This window comes from Pseudomonas sp. MDT2-39-1 (assembly GCF_054898085.1).
In genome coordinates this window covers 2,505,399-2,527,447 of sequence record NZ_CM142716.1, presented here as the reverse complement: position 1 = coordinate 2,527,447, position 22,049 = coordinate 2,505,399, and the positions used below count along the sequence as shown (strand labels likewise).

Sequence of the window (22,049 nt, the reverse complement as noted above, 5' to 3'; positions counted from 1 at the left end):
GGGGTTGCTTCGATGGCTAAGGAAAAGTTCGAACGTAATAAGCCGCACGTCAACGTAGGCACCATTGGTCACGTCGACCACGGTAAAACTACCCTGACCGCTGCGCTGACCCGTGTCTGCTCCGAAGTTTTCGGTTCGGCAAAGGTTGATTTCGACAAGATCGATAGCGCCCCAGAAGAAAAAGCACGTGGTATCACCATTAACACTGCTCACGTTGAATACGATTCGGCCGTACGTCACTACGCACACGTTGACTGCCCAGGTCACGCCGACTACGTAAAGAACATGATTACCGGTGCTGCTCAGATGGATGGCGCTATCCTGGTTTGCTCGGCCGCTGACGGTCCTATGCCGCAAACCCGTGAGCACATCCTGTTGTCCCGCCAGGTAGGCGTTCCGTACATCGTTGTCTTCCTGAACAAGGCTGACATGGTTGACGACGCTGAGCTGCTGGAGCTGGTTGAGATGGAAGTGCGCGATCTGCTGAGCACTTACGATTTCCCGGGTGACGACACTCCGATCATAATCGGTTCGGCGCTGATGGCGTTGAATGGTCAAGACGACAACGAGATGGGCACCACTGCCGTCAAGAAGTTGGTCGAGACACTGGATAGTTATATTCCGCAGCCTGAGCGTGCCATTGATAAGCCGTTCCTGATGCCGATCGAGGATGTGTTCTCGATCTCCGGTCGCGGTACTGTTGTGACCGGTCGTGTTGAGCGTGGCATTGTCCGCATTCAGGAAGAAGTTGAGATTGTTGGTCTTCGTGACACTGTCAAAACTACTTGTACTGGTGTTGAAATGTTCCGCAAGCTGCTCGACGAAGGTCGTGCTGGCGAGAACTGCGGCGTACTGCTGCGTGGTACCAAGCGTGATGATGTTGAGCGTGGCCAGGTTCTGGTCAAGCCGGGCACCGTCAAGCCGCATACCAAGTTCACTGCTGAAGTTTACGTTCTGAGCAAGGAAGAAGGCGGGCGTCATACTCCGTTCTTCAAAGGCTACCGCCCGCAGTTCTACTTCCGTACGACTGATGTGACCGGTAACTGTGAGCTGCCAGAAGGCGTTGAAATGGTGATGCCAGGTGACAACATTCAGATGACTGTCACTCTGATCAAAACCATCGCGATGGAAGATGGCTTGCGTTTCGCTATCCGTGAAGGCGGTCGTACCGTCGGCGCTGGTGTCGTAGCCAAAGTCATCGAGTAAATTGTTGTAATGTCTTTTTCGGGCCGGCATAATGGTCGGCCTGATTTTGTTTTAGGTCAGTAGCTCAATTGGCAGAGCGACGGTCTCCAAAACCGTAGGTTGGGGGTTCGATTCCCTCCTGACCTGCCAGATTCACTTCGTGTGTCTGGCTTTCTTTTCACAGGATCTTCATAGATGACTCCTAAAGCTGAAGCTCAAGGCTCTCGCTTCGATCTACTCAAGTGGCTTGTAGTAGTCGCCTTGGTGGTTGTTGGCGTTGTTGGCAATCAGTATTACTCTGCTTCGCCGATCCTGTACCGCGTACTTGCATTGCTCGCCATTGCTGCTGTAGCTGCCTTTGTAGGCCTGCAGACAGTCAAGGGCAAGTCTTTCTTTGTACTGGTCAAGGAAGCTCGCACCGAAATTCGTAAAGTCGTATGGCCAACTCGCCAAGAAACCACGCAGACCACGCTGATTGTTGTGGCTGTTGTTCTGGTTATGGCGTTGCTGTTGTGGGGGCTTGATTCCCTGCTCGGCTGGCTTGTTTCCTTGATTGTCGGCTAAGGGTGTCCCGTGGCTAAGCGTTGGTACGTTGTGCATGCTTACTCCGGTTACGAGAAGCATGTCATGCGCTCGTTAGTAGAGCGCGTAAAGCTGGCTGGCATGGAAGATGGCTTTGGCGAAATTCTGGTTCCCACTGAAGAAGTGGTTGAAATGCGTAATGGCCAGAAACGCAAAAGCGAGCGCAAGTTCTTCCCAGGTTATGTGCTGGTTCAGATGGACATGAACGAGGGTACTTGGCACTTGGTCAAGGATACTCCTCGGGTGATGGGTTTCATCGGCGGTACCGCTGATAAGCCTGCACCGATCACAGATAAAGAGGCAGAAGCGATTCTGCGTCGTGTTGCTGATGGTAGCGACAAGCCGAAGCCGAAGACGTTGTTCGAGCCGGGTGAGTCGGTACGTGTCAATGACGGTCCGTTTGCCGATTTCACTGGCACGGTCGAAGAAGTTAACTACGAAAAGAGCCGGATCCAAGTGGCAGTGCTCATTTTCGGTCGCTCTACTCCGGTAGAGTTAGAGTTCAGTCAGGTCGAAAAGGTCTAGCTGAACAAGCATCCCAACCCCGCAGCCCAGGCTGTGGGGTTTTGTCGTCACTGGGATAAACGCGCAAGTAACCGGGGAGCCTTTCGAGGCGTTCGAACCCGTAATTGGAGTGCCTCATGGCCAAGAAGATTACCGCTTACATCAAGCTGCAAGTGAAGGCCGCTCAGGCTAACCCAAGCCCACCTGTTGGTCCTGCTTTGGGTCAGCACGGCGTGAACATCATGGAATTCTGCAAGGCTTTCAACGCCCGTACTCAGGGTATTGAGCCAGGTCTGCCGACTCCAGTGATCATCACTGTCTACAGCGACCGTAGCTTCACTTTCGAAACCAAATCCACCCCTGCTTCGGTTCTGCTGAAGAAGGCTGCTGGTCTGACTAGCGGTTCCGCTCGTCCGAACACCGTTAAGGTTGGCACCGTGACCCGTGCTCAGCTGGAAGAAATCGCGAAAACCAAAAACGCGGATCTGACTGCAGCTGATATGGACGCAGCCGTGCGTACTATCGCCGGTTCTGCTCGTAGCATGGGCCTTAACGTGGAGGGTGTGTAATGGCTAAGTTGACCAAGCGTCAAAAGGCTATCGCCGGCAAAATCGAAGCAGGCAAGTCCTACAACTTTGTAGACGCTGCTGCTCTGCTGGCTGAGCTGTCGACTGTCAAGTTCAGCGAGTCGTTCGACGTTGCTGTAAACCTGGGTGTTGACCCGCGTAAATCTGACCAGGTTGTTCGTAGCGCTACTGTGCTGCCACACGGCACTGGCAAGACCGTTCGCGTAGCTGTGTTCACCCAGGGTCCAGCTGCTGAGGCCGCTCTGGCTGCCGGCGCTGACCGTGTTGGTATGGACGACCTGGCTGCTGAAATGAAAGGCGGCGACCTGAACTATGACGTAGTTATCGCATCCCCGGATGCAATGCGCGTTGTGGGTCAGTTGGGTCAGATCCTCGGCCCACGTGGCCTGATGCCTAACCCTAAAGTCGGCACCGTAACTCCAGATGTAGCTACCGCGGTTAAAAACGCCAAGGCTGGTCAGGTTCGTTATCGCACCGACAAAAACGGCATCATTCACACCTCCGTTGGCAAAGTCGGCTTTGATGCCGTCAAGCTGAAGGAAAACGTTGAAGCCCTGATCTCTGATCTGAAGCGTATCAAACCGGCTTCCTCGAAAGGCATTTATGTCAAGCGCATCACCCTGAGTACCACCATGGGGCCGGGCCTGGTCATCGACCAAGGTTCGCTGGAAGCGTAAGACAAAAATTGGCGCAAGCGATTGCGCCAATTGAAAGATTGGGGTCCCTGCCTGGCGGGGGCTATCCAAGACCGTAGGCGACGCAAGTCTTAAACCTCAAGCCTACGCAGATGGTGCTCCCGGTTCCTTACCGAATCAGACACCAAAACGACATCTGGCCTCGGTTGGATGAAACGGTAACAAGCAGGAGTTTTTCCCGTGGCAATTAAACTTGAAGACAAGAAGGCCATCGTCGCTGAAGTCAACAAGGCTGCCCAAGTTGCTCTGTCCGCTGTCGTGGCTGATGCCCGTGGCGTAACAGTAGGCGCTATGACCGGACTCCGTAAAGAGGCTCGTGAAGCTGGCGTTTACGTACGTGTTGTACGTAACACCCTGCTCAAGCGCGCCGTTGCTGGCACTCAATATGACGTGCTCAACGACGTGTTCACTGGCCCGACCTTGATTGCATTCTCCAAAGACCATCCGGGCGCTGCTGCCCGTATCTTCAAAGAGTTCGCAAAAGGTCAGGATAAGTTCGAGATCAAGGCAGCTGCGTTCGAGGGCAAGTTCCTCGCAGCTAATCAGATCGACGTACTGGCAAGCCTGCCGACCCGTGACGAAGCAATTTCTCAGCTGATGAGCGTGATTCAAGGCGCAACCAGCAAATTGGCTCGTACTCTGGCGGCTCTTCGCGACCAGAAAGAAGCAGCTGCAGCCTAAGGCTGAGCGACTCCTTTCAGCGTTTATTGTTTATTTCGATGGCCGCGTAGGCTGTCACCCCAATACAGGAATTTATAGTCATGTCTCTGACTAACGACCAAATCATCGAAGCAATCGGCGAAAAATCCGTTCTGGAAATCGTTGAGCTGATCAAGGCCATGGAAGAGAAGTTCGGCGTTTCCGCTGCCGCTGCTTCCGCTGGTCCAGCTGCTGTCGCTGCCGTTGTTGAAGAACAAACTGAATTCAACGTCATGCTGCTGGAAGCTGGCGAGAAGAAAGTTAACGTGATCAAGGCAGTACGTGAACTGACCGGTCTGGGCTTGAAAGAAGCCAAGGCTGTAGTTGACGGCGCTCCTGGCATGGTTCTGGAAGCTGTTTCGAAAGACGCAGCTGACAAAGCCAAAGCCACTCTGGAAGAAGCAGGCGCTAAAGTCGAGCTGAAGTAAGCATCGACTTTGCTCCTCCAGCCCGAGCGTTAAGCGAAAGGCTGATGGCTGGTGGCTCTTGCCACCGGCCTTTTTCCGTTATTGGCAGCCGACTGGGTCGGTGCTGGTAACGAGCTGTAACCACCCGATGCGGTGGCGCAAACCATGGGGTTTGCACGATTTTCTGGCTGCTCCCGTCGGGAGGGGCCAAACAAGCAGGTGACCAAGCTGGGGAACGCTGATGGCTTACTCATATACTGAGAAAAAACGTATCCGCAAGGACTTTAGCAAGTTGCCGGACGTCATGGATGTGCCGTACCTCCTGGCCATCCAGCTGGATTCGTATCGTGAATTCTTGCAAGCGGGAGCGACTAAAGATCAGTTCCGCGACGTGGGCCTGCATGCGGCCTTCAAATCCGTTTTCCCGATCATCAGCTACTCCGGCAATGCTGCGCTGGAGTACGTCGGTTATCGCCTGGGCGAACCGGCATTTGATGTCAAAGAATGCGTATTGCGCGGTGTAACTTACGCCGTACCTTTGCGGGTAAAAGTGCGCCTGATCATTTTCGACAAAGAATCGTCGAACAAAGCGATCAAGGACATTAAAGAGCAAGAAGTCTACATGGGTGAAATCCCCCTGATGACTGAGAACGGTACCTTCGTAATCAACGGTACCGAGCGTGTAATCGTTTCCCAGCTGCACCGTTCCCCGGGCGTGTTCTTCGACCACGACCGTGGCAAGACGCACAGCTCGGGTAAACTGCTGTATTCCGCGCGCATCATTCCTTACCGCGGTTCGTGGCTGGACTTCGAGTTCGACCCGAAAGACTGCGTGTTCGTGCGTATCGACCGTCGTCGCAAGCTGCCTGCATCGGTACTGCTGCGCGCGCTCGGCTATACCACCGAAGAAGTGCTCGACGCGTTCTACACCACCAACGTTTTCCATCTGAGCGGCGAAACCCTCAGTCTGGAACTGATTGCTTCGCGTCTGCGTGGTGAAATTGCGGTTCTGGATATTCAGGACGAGAAAGGCAAGGTCATCGTTGAGGCTGGTCGTCGTATTACTGCGCGCCACATCAACCAGATCGAAAAAGCCGGTCTCAAAACCCTGGAAGTGCCTCTGGACTACGTCCTGGGTCGCACTACCGCCAAGGTCATCGTGCATCCGGCAACCGGCGAAATCCTGGCAGAGTGCAACACCGAGCTGAACACCGAGATCCTGGCGAAAATCGCCAAGTCCCAGGTTGTTCGCATCGAAACTCTGTACACCAACGACATCGACTGCGGTCCGTTCGTCTCCGACACGCTGAAGATCGACTCCACCAGCAACCAATTGGAAGCGCTGGTCGAGATCTATCGCATGATGCGTCCAGGCGAGCCGCCAACCAAAGACGCTGCCGAGACTCTGTTCAACAACCTGTTCTTCAGCCCTGAGCGCTATGACCTGTCTGCGGTCGGCCGGATGAAGTTCAACCGTCGTATCGGTCGTACCGAGATCGAAGGTTCGGGCGTGTTGTGCAAAGAAGACATCGTCGCGGTACTGAAGACTCTGGTCGACATCCGTAACGGTAAAGGCATCGTTGATGACATCGACCACCTGGGTAACCGTCGTGTTCGCTGTGTAGGCGAAATGGCCGAGAACCAGTTCCGCGTTGGCCTGGTACGTGTTGAGCGTGCGGTCAAAGAGCGTCTGTCGATGGCTGAAAGCGAAGGCCTGATGCCGCAAGACCTGATCAACGCCAAGCCAGTGGCTGCGGCGGTGAAAGAGTTCTTCGGTTCCAGCCAGCTTTCCCAGTTCATGGACCAGAACAACCCGCTGTCCGAGATCACCCACAAGCGTCGTGTGTCTGCACTTGGCCCTGGCGGTTTGACTCGTGAGCGTGCTGGCTTTGAAGTTCGTGACGTACACCCGACTCACTACGGTCGTGTATGCCCGATTGAAACGCCGGAAGGTCCGAACATCGGTCTGATCAACTCCTTGGCTGCCTATGCGCGCACCAACCAGTACGGCTTCCTCGAGAGCCCGTACCGTGTGGTGAAAGACGCTCTGGTCACCGACGAGATCGTGTTCCTGTCCGCCATCGAAGAAGCTGATCACGTGATCGCTCAGGCTTCGGCCACGATGAACGACAAGAAAATGCTGGTCGACGAGCTGGTAGCTGTTCGTCACTTGAACGAGTTCACCGTCAAGGCGCCGGAAGACGTCACCTTGATGGACGTTTCTCCGAAGCAGGTAGTTTCGGTTGCAGCGTCGCTGATCCCGTTCCTCGAGCACGATGACGCCAACCGTGCGTTGATGGGGTCGAACATGCAGCGTCAAGCTGTACCAACCCTGCGCGCTGACAAGCCGCTGGTCGGTACCGGCATGGAGCGTAACGTAGCCCGTGACTCCGGCGTTTGCGTCGTGGCTCGTCGTGGCGGCGTGATCGACTCCGTTGATGCCAGCCGTATCGTGGTTCGTGTTGCTGATGACGAAGTTGAAACCGGTGAAGCTGGTGTCGACATCTACAACTTGACCAAGTACACCCGCTCCAACCAGAACACCTGCATCAACCAGCGTCCGCTGGTGCGTAAAGGTGATCGGGTTCAGCGCAGCGACATCATGGCTGACGGCCCGTCCACCGACATGGGTGAACTGGCGCTGGGTCAGAACATGCGCATCGCGTTCATGGCCTGGAACGGTTACAACTTCGAAGACTCCATCTGCCTGTCGGAACGAGTTGTTCAAGAAGACCGCTTTACCACGATCCACATTCAGGAACTGACCTGTGTGGCGCGTGACACCAAGCTTGGGCCAGAGGAAATCACTGCAGACATCCCGAACGTGGGTGAGGCTGCACTGAACAAACTGGACGAAGCCGGTATCGTTTACGTAGGTGCTGAAGTAGGCGCAGGCGACATTCTGGTCGGTAAGGTCACTCCGAAAGGCGAGACCCAGCTGACTCCGGAAGAAAAACTGTTGCGTGCCATCTTCGGTGAAAAAGCCAGCGACGTTAAAGACACCTCCCTGCGCGTGCCTACCGGCACCAAGGGTACCGTCATCGACGTACAAGTCTTCACCCGTGACGGCGTTGAGCGTGATGCTCGTGCACTGTCGATCGAGAAGACTCAACTCGACGAGATCCGCAAGGACCTGAACGAAGAGTTCCGTATCGTTGAAGGCGCCACTTTCGAACGTCTGCGTTCCGCTCTGGTCGGCCATAAAGCCGAAGGCGGCGCCGGTCTGAAGAAAGGTCAGGAAATCACCGACGAAGTTCTCGACGGTCTTGAGCATGGTCAGTGGTTCAAACTGCGCATGGCTGAAGATGCTCTGAACGAGCAACTCGAGAAGGCTCAGGCCTACATCGTTGATCGCCGCCGTCTGCTGGACGACAAGTTCGAAGACAAGAAGCGCAAACTGCAGCAGGGCGATGACCTGGCTCCAGGCGTGCTGAAAATCGTCAAGGTTTACCTGGCAATCCGTCGCCGCATCCAGCCGGGCGACAAGATGGCCGGTCGTCACGGTAACAAAGGTGTGGTCTCCGTGATCATGCCGGTTGAAGACATGCCGCACGATGCCAATGGCACTCCGGTCGACGTCGTCCTCAACCCGTTGGGCGTACCGTCGCGTATGAACGTTGGTCAGATCCTTGAAACCCACCTCGGCCTCGCGGCTAAAGGCTTGGGCGAGAAGATCAACCGGATGATCGAAGAGCAGCGCAAAGTCGCTGAGCTTCGTAAATTCCTCGACGAGATCTACAACCAGATCGGCGGTCGTAACGAAGATCTGGATAGCTTCTCCGACCAGGAAATCCTGGATCTGGCGAAGAACCTGCGTGGCGGCGTTCCAATGGCCACTCCAGTGTTCGACGGCGCCAAGGAAAGCGAAATCAAGGCCATGCTGAAACTGGCAGACCTGCCAGAAAGCGGCCAGATGCAGCTGACCGACGGCCGTACCGGCAACAAGTTCGAGCGCCCGGTTACTGTTGGCTACATGTACATGCTGAAGCTGAACCACTTGGTAGACGACAAGATGCACGCTCGTTCTACCGGTTCGTACAGCCTGGTTACCCAGCAGCCGCTGGGTGGTAAGGCGCAGTTCGGTGGTCAGCGTTTCGGGGAGATGGAGGTCTGGGCACTGGAAGCATACGGTGCTGCTTACACTCTGCAAGAAATGCTCACAGTGAAGTCGGACGATGTGAACGGCCGTACCAAGATGTACAAAAACATCGTGGATGGCGATCACCGTATGGAGCCGGGCATGCCCGAGTCCTTCAACGTGTTGATCAAGGAAATTCGTTCCCTCGGCATCGATATCGATCTGGAAACCGAATAACACGTGACGCGAATCGAGAGCGGGGCAGGATTGCCCGCTCTCTGCTCCGCCAGGAGGAAAGGCCTTGAAAGACCTACTGAATTTGCTGAAAAACCAGGGTCAAGTCGAAGAGTTCGACGCCATCCGTATTGGATTGGCATCGCCTGAGATGATCCGTTCGTGGTCGTTCGGTGAAGTTAAAAAGCCGGAAACCATCAACTACCGTACGTTCAAACCTGAGCGTGACGGCCTGTTCTGCGCCAAGATCTTTGGCCCGGTAAAGGATTACGAGTGCCTGTGCGGTAAGTACAAGCGCTTGAAGCACCGTGGTGTGATCTGCGAGAAGTGCGGCGTTGAAGTCGCGCTGGCTAAAGTTCGTCGTGAGCGCATGGCGCACATCGAACTGGCCTCGCCAGTTGCCCACATCTGGTTCCTGAAATCGCTGCCGTCGCGTATCGGCTTGCTGATGGACATGACCCTGCGTGATATCGAACGCGTTCTCTACTTCGAGAGCTATGTCGTTATCGACCCAGGCATGACCACCCTTGAAAAAGGTCAGCTGCTGAACGACGAGCAGTACTTCGAAGCGCTGGAAGAGTTCGGCGACGATTTCGATGCCCGCATGGGTGCCGAAGCTGTCCGTGAACTGCTGCACGCTATCGACCTGGAACACGAGATTGGCCGTCTGCGCGAAGAAATTCCGCAAACCAACTCCGAAACCAAAATCAAGAAGCTGTCCAAGCGTCTGAAGTTGATGGAAGCCTTCCAGGGTTCCGGCAACCTTCCAGAATGGATGGTGCTGACCGTTCTGCCGGTTTTGCCGCCAGATCTGCGTCCACTGGTCCCGCTGGATGGCGGTCGCTTCGCGACTTCCGACCTCAACGATCTGTATCGACGAGTGATCAACCGTAACAACCGCTTGAAGCGCCTGCTTGATCTGTCCGCTCCGGACATCATCGTGCGCAACGAAAAGCGTATGTTGCAGGAGGCCGTCGACGCACTGCTCGACAACGGTCGTCGTGGCCGCGCTATCACCGGTTCGAACAAGCGTCCTCTGAAATCCCTGGCTGACATGATCAAGGGTAAGCAAGGTCGTTTCCGTCAGAACTTGCTCGGTAAGCGTGTTGACTACTCGGGTCGTTCGGTAATTACCGTAGGTCCGACCCTGCGTCTGCACCAGTGCGGTCTGCCGAAGAAAATGGCTCTCGAGCTGTTCAAGCCGTTCATTTTCGGCAAGCTGGAAATGCGTGGTCTCGCAACCACCATCAAAGCTGCCAAGAAGATGGTCGAGCGCGAGCTGCCGGAAGTTTGGGACGTTCTCGCTGAAGTAATCCGCGAACACCCGGTTCTCCTCAACCGTGCACCGACCCTTCACCGTCTGGGTATCCAGGCGTTTGAACCGGTACTGATCGAAGGTAAGGCTATCCAGCTGCACCCTCTGGTCTGTGCTGCGTACAACGCCGACTTCGACGGCGACCAAATGGCCGTGCACGTACCGCTGACACTGGAAGCCCAGTTGGAAGCGCGTGCGTTGATGATGTCGACCAACAACATTCTGTCGCCAGCCAACGGTGAGCCAATCATCGTTCCGTCGCAGGACGTTGTATTGGGTCTGTACTACATGACTCGTGAAGCGATCAACGCCAAAGGCGAAGGTCGTGTGTTCGCGGATCTGCAAGAAGTTGACCGTGTGTTCCGTGCTGGCGAAGCCGCACTGCACGCTAAAGTCAAAGTGCGGATCAACGAAACCGTCAACGATCGTGATGGTGGCAGCGTCAAGAACACCCGTATCGTCGACACCACTGTCGGCCGTGCGCTGTTGTTCCAGGTTGTTCCACCTGGTCTGTCGTACGACGTCGTCAACCAGCCGATGAAGAAAAAGGCGATCTCCAAGCTGATTAACCAATGCTACCGCGTGGTTGGTTTGAAAGAGACCGTGATCTTCGCTGACCAGTTGATGTACACCGGTTTTGCCTATTCGACCATTTCCGGCGTTTCCATCGGTGTTAACGACTTCGTTATCCCGGATGAAAAAGCCCGCATCATCGGTGCTGCTACCGACGAAGTGAAAGAGATCGAAAGTCAGTACGCCTCCGGTCTGGTAACCCAGGGCGAGAAGTACAACAAGGTGATCGACCTTTGGTCCAAGGCGAACGACGAAGTTTCCAAGGCGATGATGGCCAACCTCTCGAAAGAGAAAGTCATCGACCGTCATGGCGTCGAAGTCGACCAAGAGTCCTTCAACTCGATGTACATGATGGCCGACTCGGGCGCACGGGGTTCTGCTGCGCAGATCCGTCAGCTCGCCGGTATGCGTGGCCTGATGGCCAAGCCGGACGGTTCCATCATCGAAACGCCGATTACTGCGAACTTCCGTGAAGGTTTGAGCGTACTTCAGTACTTCATCTCCACTCACGGTGCTCGTAAAGGTTTGGCGGATACCGCGTTGAAAACTGCGAACTCCGGTTACCTGACTCGTCGTCTGGTAGACGTGGCGCAGGATCTGGTTGTGACCGAGATCGATTGCGGCACCGAACATGGCCTGGTAATGACTCCGCACATTGAAGGCGGTGACGTTGTTGAGCCGTTGGGTGAGCGCGTATTGGGTCGTGTCATTGCCCGTGACGTGTTCAAGCCGGGTACCGAAGAAATCATCGTTCCTGCCGGTACGCTGGTAGACGAGAAGTGGGTCGAGTTCATCGAGCTGAACAGCATCGACGAAGTGATCGTGCGTTCGCCGATCAGCTGCGAAACCCGCTACGGCATTTGCGCCAAGTGCTACGGCCGTGACCTGGCTCGTGGTCACCAGGTGAACATCGGTGAAGCGGTCGGCGTTATCGCTGCCCAGTCCATCGGTGAGCCGGGTACCCAGCTGACCATGCGTACGTTCCACATCGGTGGTGCGGCAAGCCGGACTTCCGCAGCCGACAGCGTTCAGGTGAAGAATGGCGGTACCGTCCGTCTGCATAACCTGAAGCATGTTGAGCGAGTGGATGGTTGCCTGGTTGCTGTGTCCCGTTCCGGTGAGCTGGCGATCGCTGATGACTTCGGTCGTGAGCGCGAGCGTTACAAGCTGCCGTACGGTGCTGTGATTTCGGTTAAAGAAGGTGACAAGGTCGACGCTGGTGCAATCGTGGCCAAGTGGGATCCGCACACTCACCCAATCGTTACCGAAATGAAAGGTACCGTGACCTACGTGGGCATGGAAGAAGGCATCACGATCAAGCGTCAGACTGACGAATTGACCGGTATGACCAACATTGAAGTACTCGACGCCAAAGACCGTCCAGCTGCCGGTAAAGATATCCGTCCTGCTGTGAAGATGGTTGATGACAACGGCAAGGATCTCTTGCTGCCGGGTACCGACGTAATTGCTCAGTACTTCCTGCCTGCCAACGCCCTGGTCGGTGTAGCGGACGGTGCGAAAATCGCGATCGGTGATGTTATCGCTCGTATTCCGCAAGAGACTTCGAAGACCCGTGACATCACCGGTGGTCTGCCGCGTGTTGCTGACCTGTTCGAAGCTCGTCGTCCGAAAGAAGCCTCGATTCTGGCTGAAGTCAGCGGCACCATCGCGTTCGGTAAAGAGACCAAAGGCAAGCGCCGTCTGGTTATCACCCCGAACGACGGTAGCGATCCGTACGAAGAGCTGATTCCGAAGTGGCGTCACCTGAACGTCTTCGAAGGCGAACAGGTAAACCGCGGCGAAGTTATCTCCGACGGCCCGAGCGATCCACACGACATCCTGCGTCTGCTGGGTGTGAGTGCGCTGGCCAAGTACATCGTGAACGAGATCCAGGACGTTTACCGTCTGCAAGGCGTGAAGATCAACGACAAGCACATCGAGACCATCCTGCGTCAGATGCTGCGTAAAGTTGAAATCGCTGAATCCGGCGATTCCAGTTTCATCAAGGGCGACCAGATGGAATTGACTCACGTTCTGGTAGAGAACGAGCGTCTGGCTGGCGACGAGAAATTCGTTTCCAAGTTCACTCGTGTGCTGTTGGGTATCACCAAGGCGTCGTTGTCCACCGAATCGTTCATCTCGGCGGCTTCCTTCCAGGAAACCACTCGCGTACTGACCGAAGCGGCGGTAACCGGCAAGCGCGATTACCTGCGCGGCCTGAAAGAAAACGTGGTCGTGGGTCGTCTGATCCCGGCAGGTACCGGTCTGGCTTATCACAGCGAGCGCAAGCGCCGTCGTGATGCTGACAAACCGTTGCGCGTAAGCGCCAGTGAAGTGGAAGCTGCACTGACCGAAGCGCTGAACTCGAGCGGTAACTGAGTTCTGCGGTAAATGAGCGTAAGGCCCTGGCCGTTCCGTTCATCGAATCGAGACAATTTGTCGAGGTTGGATGAGCGGGGAGGTCGGGGCCTTGCCTTGACTGGGGACAAGATCCTCTTTAGACTCTTGTACCCCTAAATTTGGCGGGAATTCGTTCCTGCCATTTTGCTTTTCTTGCAAGACAATAGCGTCGCAAGACAACAGTGGAGCTAGTAGATGGCAACTATCAACCAGCTGGTACGTCAGCCGCGTAAGCGTATCGTCGAGAAATCCGACGTACCTGCGCTGCAGAACTGCCCGCAACGTCGTGGCGTATGCACCCGTGTGTATACCACCACGCCGAAAAAACCTAACTCGGCACTGCGTAAAGTATGCCGCGTGCGTCTGACCAACGGTTTCGAGGTTTCCTCGTACATCGGCGGTGAAGGCCACAACCTGCAAGAGCACAGCGTCGTACTGATCCGTGGCGGCCGTGTAAAAGACTTGCCAGGTGTTCGTTACCACACCGTTCGCGGCTCTTTGGATACTTCCGGCGTTAAAGGTCGTAACCAAGGTCGTTCGAAGTACGGTACCAAGAAGCCTAAGTAGTAGTGGCTTTTTGTAAAACTGATTTTCTATTTTTCTGAGTCGATAAGAGTAAGGTCGGAGGCGTCCCGAAAGGGCACCGATTCCGAGCGAACCTGAAGACCGTTTGAGGGCTTATCCATGCCAAGAAGACGCGTAGCAGCCAAGCGCGAAGTGCTTGACGATCCAAAATACGGCAGCCAGATTCTGGCCAAGTTCATGAACCACGTGATGGAAAGCGGCAAGAAAGCCGTTGCCGAGCGTATCGTTTATGGCGCGCTGGAAAAGGTTAAAGAACGCAAGAACAGCGATCCCCTGGAAATCTTCGAGAAAGCTCTCGACGCCATCGCTCCGCTGGTCGAAGTAAAGTCGCGCCGTGTAGGCGGTGCTACTTACCAGGTTCCGGTCGAAGTTCGTCCGTCCCGTCGTAACGCTCTGGCAATGCGCTGGTTGGTAGACTTCGCCCGTAAGCGCGGCGAGAAGTCTATGGCTCTGCGTTTGGCTGGCGAACTGTTGGACGCCGCTGAAGGCAAAGGTGCTGCAGTTAAGAAGCGTGAAGACGTGCACCGTATGGCTGAAGCCAACAAGGCTTTCTCGCACTACCGCTTCTAATTTTAGCGTCACTAATTTTGCGAGGGCTTTATGGCTCGTACAACACCGATTAACCGCTACCGTAACATTGGTATCGTTGCTCACGTGGATGCTGGTAAAACCACCACCACCGAGCGCGTCCTTTTTTACACTGGCAAAAGTCACAAAATGGGCGAGGTGCATGACGGCGCCGCGACCACAGACTGGATGGTTCAGGAGCAGGAGCGTGGTATTACCATTACTTCTGCTGCCATTACCGCCTTCTGGCAGGGTTCCGAGAAGCAGCACAAGGACCAATACCGCTTCAACGTCATCGACACCCCGGGCCACGTTGACTTCACTATTGAAGTTGAGCGTTCCCTGCGTGTTCTCGACGGCGCGGTCGTTGTGTTCTGCGGCACCTCGGGTGTTGAGCCTCAGTCGGAAACCGTATGGCGTCAAGCCAACAAGTACGGCGTTCCACGTCTTGTTTACGTAAACAAGATGGACCGTGCTGGTGCGAACTTCCTGCGCGTGATCGGTCAGATCAAGCAGCGTCTGGGTCACACCCCGGTTCCTATCCAGTTGGCTATCGGTTCCGAAGACAACTTCCAGGGTCAAATCGACCTGATGTCCATGGAAGCTGTTTACTGGAATGACGCTGACAAAGGCATGGTTCCAGTTCGCAAGCCTATCCCTGCGGAACTGCAGGAATTGGCTGACGAGTGGCGCGGTAACATGGTTGAGGCTGCGGCCGAAGCCAGCGAAGAGCTGATGAACAAGTACCTCGAAGGTGAAGAACTCACCAACGCGGAAATCAAGGCCGCTCTGCGTCAGCGTACTATCGCTGGTGAGATCGTTCTGGCTGTTTGCGGTTCTTCCTTCAAGAACAAGGGTGTTCCCCTGGTTCTCGACGCCGTTATCGACTACCTGCCTGCGCCTGTCGATATTCCTGCCATCAAGGGTACTGACCCGGATGACGAGACTATCGATCTGGAGCGTCATGCAGACGACAACGAACCGTTCTCCGCTCTGGCATTCAAAATTGCCACCGACCCATTCGTGGGTACCTTGACCTTTGTTCGAGTTTACTCGGGCGTGTTGGCCTCCGGCGACGGCGTGATCAACTCGGTTAAAGGCAAGAAAGAGCGCGTGGGTCGTATGGTGCAAATGCACGCAAACGCCCGTGAAGAAATCAAGGAAGTACGCGCTGGTGACATCGCGGCCTTGATCGGCATGAAGGACGTCACCACTGGTGAGACTTTGTGCAACGCTGACAAGCCAATCATCCTGGTTCGCATGGACTTCCCGGAGCCGGTTATTTCGGTTGCGGTAGAGCCTAAGACCAAGGACGACCAGGAAAAAATGGGTATCGCTCTGGGCAAACTTGCTCAGGAAGACCCGTCTTTCCGCGTCAAGACTGATGAAGAGACTGGTCAAACGATCATCTCCGGCATGGGCGAGTTGCACCTGGACATCCTGGTTGACCGGATGCGCCGTGAGTTCAACGTCGAAGCCAACATCGGTAAGCCTCAAGTTTCGTACCGTGAGCGCATCACGAAAAGTTGCGAAATTGAAGGCAAGTTCGTTCGTCAGTCCGGCGGTCGTGGCCAGTTCGGTCACTGCTGGATTCGTTTTGCTCCTGCTGACGAAGGTCAGGAAGGTCTGCAATTCCTGAACGAAGTAGTGGGTGGTGTGGTTCCTAAGGAATACATCCCGGCTATCCAGAAGGGTATCGAAGAGCAGATGAAGAACGGCGTTGTGGCCGGCTATCCGCTGATCGGCCTGAAGGCTACCGTGTTTGATGGTTCCTACCACGACGTCGACTCCAACGAGATGGCGTTTAAGGTGGCTGCTTCCATGGCGACCAAGCAACTGGCCCAGAAGGGCGGTGGTGAGTTGCTTGAGCCGATCATGGCGGTAGAGGTTGTTACGCCTGAAGACTATATGGGTGACGTGATGGGCGACCTTAACCGTCGTCGCGGCATGATTCTGGGTATGGAAGACACGGTCTCCGGCAAAGTAATTCGTGCCGAAGTTCCGCTGGGTGAGATGTTCGGTTACGCAACCGACGTTCGCTCCATGTCCCAGGGTCGCGCAAGCTACTCTATGGAATTCAAAAAATACAATACGGCTCCGTCGCACATCGTCGAAACCGTTACCAAAAAACAAGGCTGATTCAGCCCCTTTAGGCTAGGAGTTAATTGTCGTGGCTAAAGAAAAATTTGTACGTGACCTCCCGCACGTTAACGTTGGCACCATCGGTCACGTTGACCATGGTAAAACCACGCTGACCGCTGCTCTGACTCGCGTCTGCTCCGAAGTTTTCGGTTCGGCCGTTGTTGCTTTCGACAAGATCGACAGCGCTCCGGAAGAAAAGGCTCGTGGTATCACCATCAACACCGCGCACGTTGAATACAACTCGCTGATCCGTCACTACGCTCACGTTGACTGCCCAGGTCACGCTGACTACGTGAAGAACATGATCACCGGTGCTGCTCAGATGGACGGCGCTATCCTGGTTTGCTCGGCCGCTGATGGTCCGATGCCGCAAACCCGTGAGCACATCCTGCTGTCCCGTCAGGTTGGCGTTCCGTACATCGTTGTCTTCCTGAACAAGGCTGACATGGTAGACGACGCTGAGCTGCTGGAACTGGTTGAGATGGAAGTGCGCGATCTGCTGAGCACTTACGACTTCCCGGGCGACGACACTCCGATCATCATCGGTTCGGCTCTGATGGCTCTGAACGGCCAAGACGACAACGAAATGGGCACCACTGCCGTTCGTAAACTGGTTGAGACTCTGGACAGCTACATTCCAGATCCAGTCCGTGTTATCGACAAGCCGTTCCTGATGCCAATCGAAGACGTATTCTCGATCTCCGGTCGCGGTACTGTTGTAACTGGCCGTATCGAGCGCGGTATCGTCAAGGTTCAGGATTCACTGGAAATCGTTGGTCTGCGTGACACTACCGTCACCACCTGCACCGGTGTTGAAATGTTCCGTAAGCTGCTCGACGAAGGTCGTGCTGGCGAGAACTGCGGCGTTCTGCTGCGTGGTACCAAGCGTGACGACGTTGAGCGTGGCCAGGTTCTGGTTAAGCCGGGTTCGGTTAAGCCGCACACCAAGTTCGAAGCTGAAGTCTACGTTCTGAGCAAAGAAGAAGGCGGTCGTCACACTCCGTTCTTCAAAGGCTACCGTCCACAGTTCTACTTCCGTACTACTGACGTGACTGGTAACTGCGAACTGCCGGAAGGCGTTGAAATGGTAATGCCAGGCGACAACATCAAAATGGTTGTCACCCTGATCAAGACCATCGCAATGGAAGACGGTCTGCGTTTCGCTATCCGTGAAGGCGGTCGTACCGTCGGCGCTGGCGTCGTAGCCAAAATCATCGAGTAAGCTCTTTTTGAGTAAGCTTTGATGAATTGAAAAAGCCCCCGCTTAGCGGGGGCTTTTTTATTGGGTTGACACCTATATGGGGCGTCTATAGAATTGCGCCTCCTTTTAACGGGCGTATTGCGCTCGGTGGGAATAGCAGCCGGAGTCTGAAATCCAATGCAAAATCAGCAAATCCGTATCAGGTTGAAGGCTTTTGACCATCGCCTGATCGACCAATCCACCCAGGAAATCGTGGAAACCGCGAAACGTACTGGTGCTCAAGTGCGTGGTCCAATTCCACTGCCTACCCGTAAAGAGCGGTTCACCGTTCTGGTCTCCCCGCACGTCAACAAAGACGCGCGTGACCAGTACGAGATCCGTACTCATAAGCGCGTTCTGGACATCGTCCAGCCAACGGATAAAACCGTTGATGCGCTTATGAAGCTTGATCTTGCGGCCGGTGTGGAAGTGCAGATCAGCCTCGGCTAAGACTCGGTCTTAGTCGTGTAACGCTCTGAAATGGGCGGCCATAGCGGGTGAAAGCCCCGTACACTCATGAGGTTTACAACATGACTATTGGTGTAGTCGGTCGTAAATGCGGTATGACCCGTATTTTCACCGAAGAAGGTGTCTCCATTCCGGTCACGGTCATTGAGATCGAGCCGAATCGCGTCACCCAGTTCAAAACTGAAGAGACCGATGGCTATCGTGCAGTGCAAGTCACTGTAGGCGAGCGTCGTGCTTCGCGTGTTACAGCTGCTCAAGCTGGCCACTTCGCTAAAGCGAACGTTGCCGCTGGTCGTACCGTAATGGAATTCCGCCTTGAAGAAGGCGAGTACCAGGCCGGCGATCTGATCAACGCTGAAATCTTCGCCGCTGGTCAACTGGTTGATGTAACCGGTCAGTCCAAGGGTAAAGGCTTCCAGGGTACGATCAAGCGTTGGAACTTCCGCGGGCAAGATAATACCCACGGTAACTCCGTGTCCCACCGCGTTCCAGGCTCTATCGGCCAGTGCCAGACTCCTGGTCGTGTATTCAAGGGCAAAAAAATGTCCGGTCATATGGGCGCTGAGCGCGTGACCGTGCAGTCCCTCGAAGTAGTGCGCGTGGACGCTGAACGCAATCTGTTGTTGGTCAAGGGCGCTGTTCCTGGCGCTACTGGCGGCAACTTGGTTGTACGTCCAGCAGCCAAGGCTCGCGGTTAAGGGGAAGCTGACATGCAATTAAATGTAAATGACGCTCAAGCGATCGAAGTTTCCGAACTGACATTTGGCGGCGAATTCAACGAGACGCTGGTTCACCAAGCAGTCGTGGCCTACATGGCCGGCGGCCGTCAAGGTAGCAAGCAGCAAAAGACCCGTTCCGACGTTCGTGGTGGCGGTAAGCGCCCATGGCGTCAGAAAGGTACTGGCCGTGCTCGTGCCGGTACTATCCGTAGCCCAATCTGGCGTGGCGGCGGTACCACTTTCGCAGCTCGTCCTCAGGATCACACCCAGAAGCTGAACAAGAAGATGTATCGCGCAGCAATGCGTTCCATCCTTGCTGAGCTGGTGCGTACTGATCGTCTGGTTGTGGTTCAGGACTTCGCTGTTGATGCACCGAAGACCAAAGATCTGCTGAACAAACTGACCGGCATGGGCCTGACTGACGTCTTGATCGTGTCTGAAGTGGTTGATCAGAACCTGTACCTTGCTGCTCGCAACCTGCCACACGTCGATGTACGTGACGTGCAAGGTTCCGATCCAGTTAGTCTGATCGCATACGACAAGGTGTTGATCACCGTGTCGGCCGTGAAGAAATTCGAGGAGCTGCTGGGATGAACCAGGAACGCGTATTTAAAGTTCTGCTTGGCCCGCACGTTTCCGAGAAGGCTACGGTTCTGGCTGACAAGAAAGGCCAGTTCGTTTTCAAGGTTGCAACTGACGCAACCAAGCTGGAAATCAAGAAGGCCGTCGAAAGCCTGTTCAGCGTGAAAGTAGAGCGTGTTACTACCCTGAATGTTCTGGGTAAGAGCAAGCGCACTGCTCGCGGTCTGGGCAAGCGTAATGACTGGAAGAAGGCAGTTATCTCCCTTCAGCCAGGCCAAGATCTCGATTTCAGCAGCAGTGCTGAGTAAGGAAGGGGTGCATCATGGCAATCGTTAAATGCAAACCGACTTCCCCTGGCCGCCGTTTTGTGGTCAAGGTGGTCAACCAGGAGCTGCATAAAGGCGCTCCTCACGCACCGCTGCTCGAGAAAAAATCGAAGACTGGTGGTCGTAACAACAATGGTCGCATTACCACTCGTCACATCGGTGGTGGCCATAAGCAGCATTATCGTCTGGTCGATTTCCGTCGCAACGACAAAGATGGCATCTCTGCCACTGTCGAGCGTATCGAATACGATCCAAACCGTACTGCTCACATCGCTCTGCTGCTGTACGCAGATGGCGAGCGTCGCTACATCATCGCCCCTAAAGGCGTGAGTGCTGGTGACCAGCTGATCGCAGGTGCTTTGGCGCCGATCAAGCCGGGCAACGCTCTGCAACTGCGTAACATTCCAGTTGGTAGCACCGTACACGGCATCGAATTGAAGCCAGGTAAAGGCGCGCAAATCGCTCGTTCCGCTGGTGCTTCTGCTCAGCTGATCGCTCGTGAAGGTGTCTACGTGACCCTGCGTCTGCGTTCTGGTGAGATGCGTAAAGTGCTGGCTGAATGCCGCGCGACCCTGGGTGAAGTCTCGAACTCCGAGCACAGCCTGCGTTCGCTGGGTAAAGCTGGTGCCAAACGCTGGCGTGGCGTTCGCCCAACCGTTCGTGGTGTTGCCATGAACCCGGTTGACCACCCACATGGTGGTGGTGAAGGTCGTACCTCTGGTGGTCGTCATCCGGTATCGCCATGGGGCTTCCCGACTAAGGGCGCGAAGACTCGTGGTAATAAGCGTACCGACAAAATGATCGTCCGTCGTCGCAAGTAAATAGAGGGATACGACAGTGCCACGTTCTCTGAAAAAAGGTCCTTTTATTGATCTTCACCTACTGAAGAAGATCGAAGTGGCGGCGGAAAAGAACGATCGCAAACCAGTTAAGACCTGGTCGCGCCGTTCCATGATCCTGCCACAAATGGTCGGTTTGACCATTGCTGTGCATAACGGTCGTCAACATGTTCCAGTTCTCGTGAACGAAGACATGGTCGGCCACAAACTAGGCGAGTTTGCCGGTACCCGCACATATCGTGGGCACGTGGCAGACAAGAAAGCCAAGCGTTAAGGGGTAAGGAACGATGGAAGTAGCCGCTAAGTTGTCGGGCGCTCGAATCTCCGCCCAGAAAGCCCGCTTGGTCGCCGACCAGATCCGCGGGAAGAAGGTGGGCGAAGCGCTCAACCTGTTGGCTTTCAGCAGTAAGAAAGCCGCCGAGATCATGAAGAAAGTGCTGGAGTCGGCCGTAGCCAACGCCGAGCATAACGAAGGCGCAGACGTTGATGACCTTAAAGTCAGCACCGTTTTCGTCAACGAAGGGCGTTCGCTGAAGCGAATCATGCCACGTGCCAAAGGCCGTGCTGATCGCATCGTCAAGCGGTCTTGCCATATCACTGTCAAGGTTGCTGACAAGTAACGGAGTCGAAGAGATGGGTCAGAAAGTACATCCCATTGGCATTCGCCTGGGAATCGTCAAGGAGCACACCTCCGTCTGGTACGCAGACGGTCGGACTTATGCGGACTATTTGTTCGCTGATCTGAAGGTGCGCGAGTATCTCCAAGACAAACTAAAAAGCGCGTCCGTAAGCCGTATCGATATCCATCGTCCGGCTCAAACTGCACGTATCACCATCCACACCGCTCGTCCAGGTATCGTTATCGGGAAGAAAGGTGAAGATGTTGAGAAACTGCGTCAGGACCTGACCAAGCAAATGGGTGTGCCTGTGCACATCAATATCGAAGAGATCCGCAAGCCGGAGCTTGACGGTATGCTGGTTGCGCAGAGCGTAGCTCAGCAGCTGGAGCGTCGCGTAATGTTCCGTCGCGCTATGAAGCGCGCTGTTCAGAACGCCATGCGCATTGGTGCCAAAGGCATCAAAATCCAAGTGAGCGGTCGTCTCGGCGGTGCTGAAATCGCACGTACTGAATGGTATCGCGAAGGTCGTGTGCCACTGCACACCCTGCGTGCCGACATCGACTATGCCAACTACGAAGCTCACACCACTTACGGTGTGATCGGTGTAAAGGTTTGGATCTTCAAGGGCGAAGTAATTGGTGGTCGCCAAGAAGAACTCAAACCACAAGCACCAGCGCCTCGTAAAAAAGCTGCTAAGTAAGG

General features: G+C 55.0%; 21 protein-coding genes and 1 tRNA gene. All 22 read left to right on the top strand.

Going from position 1 to position 22,049, the window contains the following annotated elements; all coding sequences use genetic code 11:
* Window positions 1–12 precede the first annotated feature (12 nt).
* The 22 genes from tuf (ACYZTM_RS12190) (at window position 13) to rpsC (ending at window position 22,047) form a co-directional block, all read left to right on the top strand.
* Window positions 13–1,206 carry an elongation factor Tu gene (gene tuf / locus ACYZTM_RS12190; RefSeq protein ID WP_092277391.1) on the top strand — a complete coding sequence of 398 codons (1,194 nt, stop codon included), beginning with the start codon at window positions 13–15 and terminating at the stop codon, window positions 1,204–1,206.
* Window positions 1,207–1,259: 53 nt separating this feature from the next.
* A tRNA-Trp gene (locus tag ACYZTM_RS12185) sits at window positions 1,260–1,335 on the top strand.
* A 45-nt stretch (window positions 1,336–1,380) separates the two neighbouring features.
* Window positions 1,381–1,749, top strand: coding sequence for a preprotein translocase subunit SecE (gene secE / locus ACYZTM_RS12180; protein ID WP_008145488.1), 369 nt, complete (start codon window positions 1,381–1,383; stop codon window positions 1,747–1,749).
* A 9-nt stretch (window positions 1,750–1,758) separates the two neighbouring features.
* Window positions 1,759–2,292: a transcription termination/antitermination protein NusG gene (gene nusG, locus ACYZTM_RS12175; RefSeq protein ID WP_007896622.1), complete on the top strand. Its 534-nt coding sequence runs from the start codon at window positions 1,759–1,761 to the stop codon at window positions 2,290–2,292.
* Between the two features lie 116 nt (window positions 2,293–2,408).
* On the top strand, window positions 2,409–2,840 hold the full coding sequence (rplK, locus tag ACYZTM_RS12170; protein WP_003210097.1) for a 50S ribosomal protein L11: 432 nt from the start codon (window positions 2,409–2,411) through the stop codon (window positions 2,838–2,840).
* Window positions 2,840–3,535, top strand: coding sequence for a 50S ribosomal protein L1 (gene rplA, locus ACYZTM_RS12165; RefSeq protein WP_128872506.1), 696 nt, complete (start codon window positions 2,840–2,842; stop codon window positions 3,533–3,535). Before rplK ends, rplA begins: the two co-directional genes overlap by 1 nt.
* 198 nt (window positions 3,536–3,733) lie before the next feature.
* Window positions 3,734–4,234, top strand: a complete 501-nt coding sequence (gene rplJ, locus ACYZTM_RS12160) for a 50S ribosomal protein L10 (RefSeq protein ID WP_008145489.1) — start codon at window positions 3,734–3,736, stop codon at window positions 4,232–4,234.
* An 80-nt stretch (window positions 4,235–4,314) separates the two neighbouring features.
* Window positions 4,315–4,680 carry a 50S ribosomal protein L7/L12 gene (gene rplL / locus ACYZTM_RS12155; RefSeq protein ID WP_010467258.1) on the top strand — a complete coding sequence of 122 codons (366 nt, stop codon included), beginning with the start codon at window positions 4,315–4,317 and terminating at the stop codon, window positions 4,678–4,680.
* A 220-nt stretch (window positions 4,681–4,900) separates the two neighbouring features.
* Window positions 4,901–8,974 carry a DNA-directed RNA polymerase subunit beta gene (rpoB, locus tag ACYZTM_RS12150; RefSeq protein WP_461988827.1) on the top strand — a complete coding sequence of 1,358 codons (4,074 nt, stop codon included), beginning with the start codon at window positions 4,901–4,903 and terminating at the stop codon, window positions 8,972–8,974.
* A gap of 64 nt (window positions 8,975–9,038) precedes the next feature.
* Entirely contained in the window at window positions 9,039–13,238 is a 4,200-nt protein-coding gene (gene rpoC, locus ACYZTM_RS12145) for a DNA-directed RNA polymerase subunit beta' (RefSeq protein WP_007896632.1), read from the top strand.
* Window positions 13,239–13,454: 216 nt separating this feature from the next.
* Window positions 13,455–13,826 (top strand): 30S ribosomal protein S12, encoded by a 372-nt coding sequence (gene rpsL, locus ACYZTM_RS12140; protein ID WP_002555494.1) that lies wholly within the window; start codon window positions 13,455–13,457, stop codon window positions 13,824–13,826.
* A gap of 117 nt (window positions 13,827–13,943) precedes the next feature.
* Window positions 13,944–14,414 (top strand): 30S ribosomal protein S7, encoded by a 471-nt coding sequence (gene rpsG / locus ACYZTM_RS12135; RefSeq protein ID WP_002555493.1) that lies wholly within the window; start codon window positions 13,944–13,946, stop codon window positions 14,412–14,414.
* Between the two features lie 30 nt (window positions 14,415–14,444).
* Complete coding sequence (fusA, locus tag ACYZTM_RS12130) at window positions 14,445–16,550, top strand: elongation factor G (protein ID WP_438662389.1); 2,106 nt, start codon at window positions 14,445–14,447, stop codon at window positions 16,548–16,550.
* Window positions 16,551–16,581: 31 nt separating this feature from the next.
* Window positions 16,582–17,775, top strand: a complete 1,194-nt coding sequence (gene tuf, locus ACYZTM_RS12125) for an elongation factor Tu (protein ID WP_131062045.1) — start codon at window positions 16,582–16,584, stop codon at window positions 17,773–17,775.
* 156 nt (window positions 17,776–17,931) lie between these two features.
* The gene (gene rpsJ / locus ACYZTM_RS12120) at window positions 17,932–18,243 is read left to right on the top strand and encodes a 30S ribosomal protein S10 (RefSeq protein WP_003186070.1); all 312 of its coding nucleotides are present in this window, start codon (window positions 17,932–17,934) and stop codon (window positions 18,241–18,243) included.
* 80 nt (window positions 18,244–18,323) lie between these two features.
* Window positions 18,324–18,959 (top strand): 50S ribosomal protein L3, encoded by a 636-nt coding sequence (gene rplC, locus ACYZTM_RS12115; RefSeq protein WP_003186059.1) that lies wholly within the window; start codon window positions 18,324–18,326, stop codon window positions 18,957–18,959.
* A gap of 12 nt (window positions 18,960–18,971) precedes the next feature.
* Complete coding sequence (gene rplD / locus ACYZTM_RS12110) at window positions 18,972–19,574, top strand: 50S ribosomal protein L4 (protein WP_007896707.1); 603 nt, start codon at window positions 18,972–18,974, stop codon at window positions 19,572–19,574.
* A complete protein-coding gene (rplW, locus tag ACYZTM_RS12105) occupies window positions 19,571–19,870 on the top strand; it encodes a 50S ribosomal protein L23 (RefSeq protein WP_002555488.1) in 300 nt (99 codons plus the stop codon). The genes rplD and rplW overlap by 4 nt, the downstream gene beginning before the upstream one ends.
* Before the next feature lie 14 nt (window positions 19,871–19,884).
* Entirely contained in the window at window positions 19,885–20,709 is an 825-nt protein-coding gene (rplB, locus tag ACYZTM_RS12100; RefSeq protein WP_003176423.1) for a 50S ribosomal protein L2, read from the top strand.
* Window positions 20,710–20,725: 16 nt separating this feature from the next.
* The gene (rpsS, locus tag ACYZTM_RS12095; RefSeq protein ID WP_002555486.1) at window positions 20,726–21,001 is read left to right on the top strand and encodes a 30S ribosomal protein S19; all 276 of its coding nucleotides are present in this window, start codon (window positions 20,726–20,728) and stop codon (window positions 20,999–21,001) included.
* 13 nt (window positions 21,002–21,014) lie between these two features.
* Complete coding sequence (rplV, locus tag ACYZTM_RS12090) at window positions 21,015–21,347, top strand: 50S ribosomal protein L22 (RefSeq protein WP_003103908.1); 333 nt, start codon at window positions 21,015–21,017, stop codon at window positions 21,345–21,347.
* A gap of 13 nt (window positions 21,348–21,360) precedes the next feature.
* Complete coding sequence (gene rpsC, locus ACYZTM_RS12085; protein WP_003176422.1) at window positions 21,361–22,047, top strand: 30S ribosomal protein S3; 687 nt, start codon at window positions 21,361–21,363, stop codon at window positions 22,045–22,047.
* Window positions 22,048–22,049 lie beyond the last annotated feature (2 nt).

Coding starts and splice junctions, on each gene's coding strand:
- tuf (WP_092277391.1), top strand. CDS start 13: ATGGCTAAGGAAAAGTTCGAACGTAATAAGCCGCACGTCAACGTAGGC.
- secE (WP_008145488.1), top strand. CDS start 1,381: ATGACTCCTAAAGCTGAAGCTCAAGGCTCTCGCTTCGATCTACTCAAG.
- rplK (WP_003210097.1), top strand. CDS start 2,409: ATGGCCAAGAAGATTACCGCTTACATCAAGCTGCAAGTGAAGGCCGCT.
- rplA (WP_128872506.1), top strand. CDS start 2,840: ATGGCTAAGTTGACCAAGCGTCAAAAGGCTATCGCCGGCAAAATCGAA.
- rplL (WP_010467258.1), top strand. CDS start 4,315: ATGTCTCTGACTAACGACCAAATCATCGAAGCAATCGGCGAAAAATCC.
- rpoB (WP_461988827.1), top strand. CDS start 4,901: ATGGCTTACTCATATACTGAGAAAAAACGTATCCGCAAGGACTTTAGC.
- rpsL (WP_002555494.1), top strand. CDS start 13,455: ATGGCAACTATCAACCAGCTGGTACGTCAGCCGCGTAAGCGTATCGTC.
- rpsG (WP_002555493.1), top strand. CDS start 13,944: ATGCCAAGAAGACGCGTAGCAGCCAAGCGCGAAGTGCTTGACGATCCA.
- fusA (WP_438662389.1), top strand. CDS start 14,445: ATGGCTCGTACAACACCGATTAACCGCTACCGTAACATTGGTATCGTT.
- rpsJ (WP_003186070.1), top strand. CDS start 17,932: ATGCAAAATCAGCAAATCCGTATCAGGTTGAAGGCTTTTGACCATCGC.
- rplC (WP_003186059.1), top strand. CDS start 18,324: ATGACTATTGGTGTAGTCGGTCGTAAATGCGGTATGACCCGTATTTTC.
- rplD (WP_007896707.1), top strand. CDS start 18,972: ATGCAATTAAATGTAAATGACGCTCAAGCGATCGAAGTTTCCGAACTG.
- rplW (WP_002555488.1), top strand. CDS start 19,571: ATGAACCAGGAACGCGTATTTAAAGTTCTGCTTGGCCCGCACGTTTCC.
- rplB (WP_003176423.1), top strand. CDS start 19,885: ATGGCAATCGTTAAATGCAAACCGACTTCCCCTGGCCGCCGTTTTGTG.
- rplV (WP_003103908.1), top strand. CDS start 21,015: ATGGAAGTAGCCGCTAAGTTGTCGGGCGCTCGAATCTCCGCCCAGAAA.
- rpsC (WP_003176422.1), top strand. CDS start 21,361: ATGGGTCAGAAAGTACATCCCATTGGCATTCGCCTGGGAATCGTCAAG.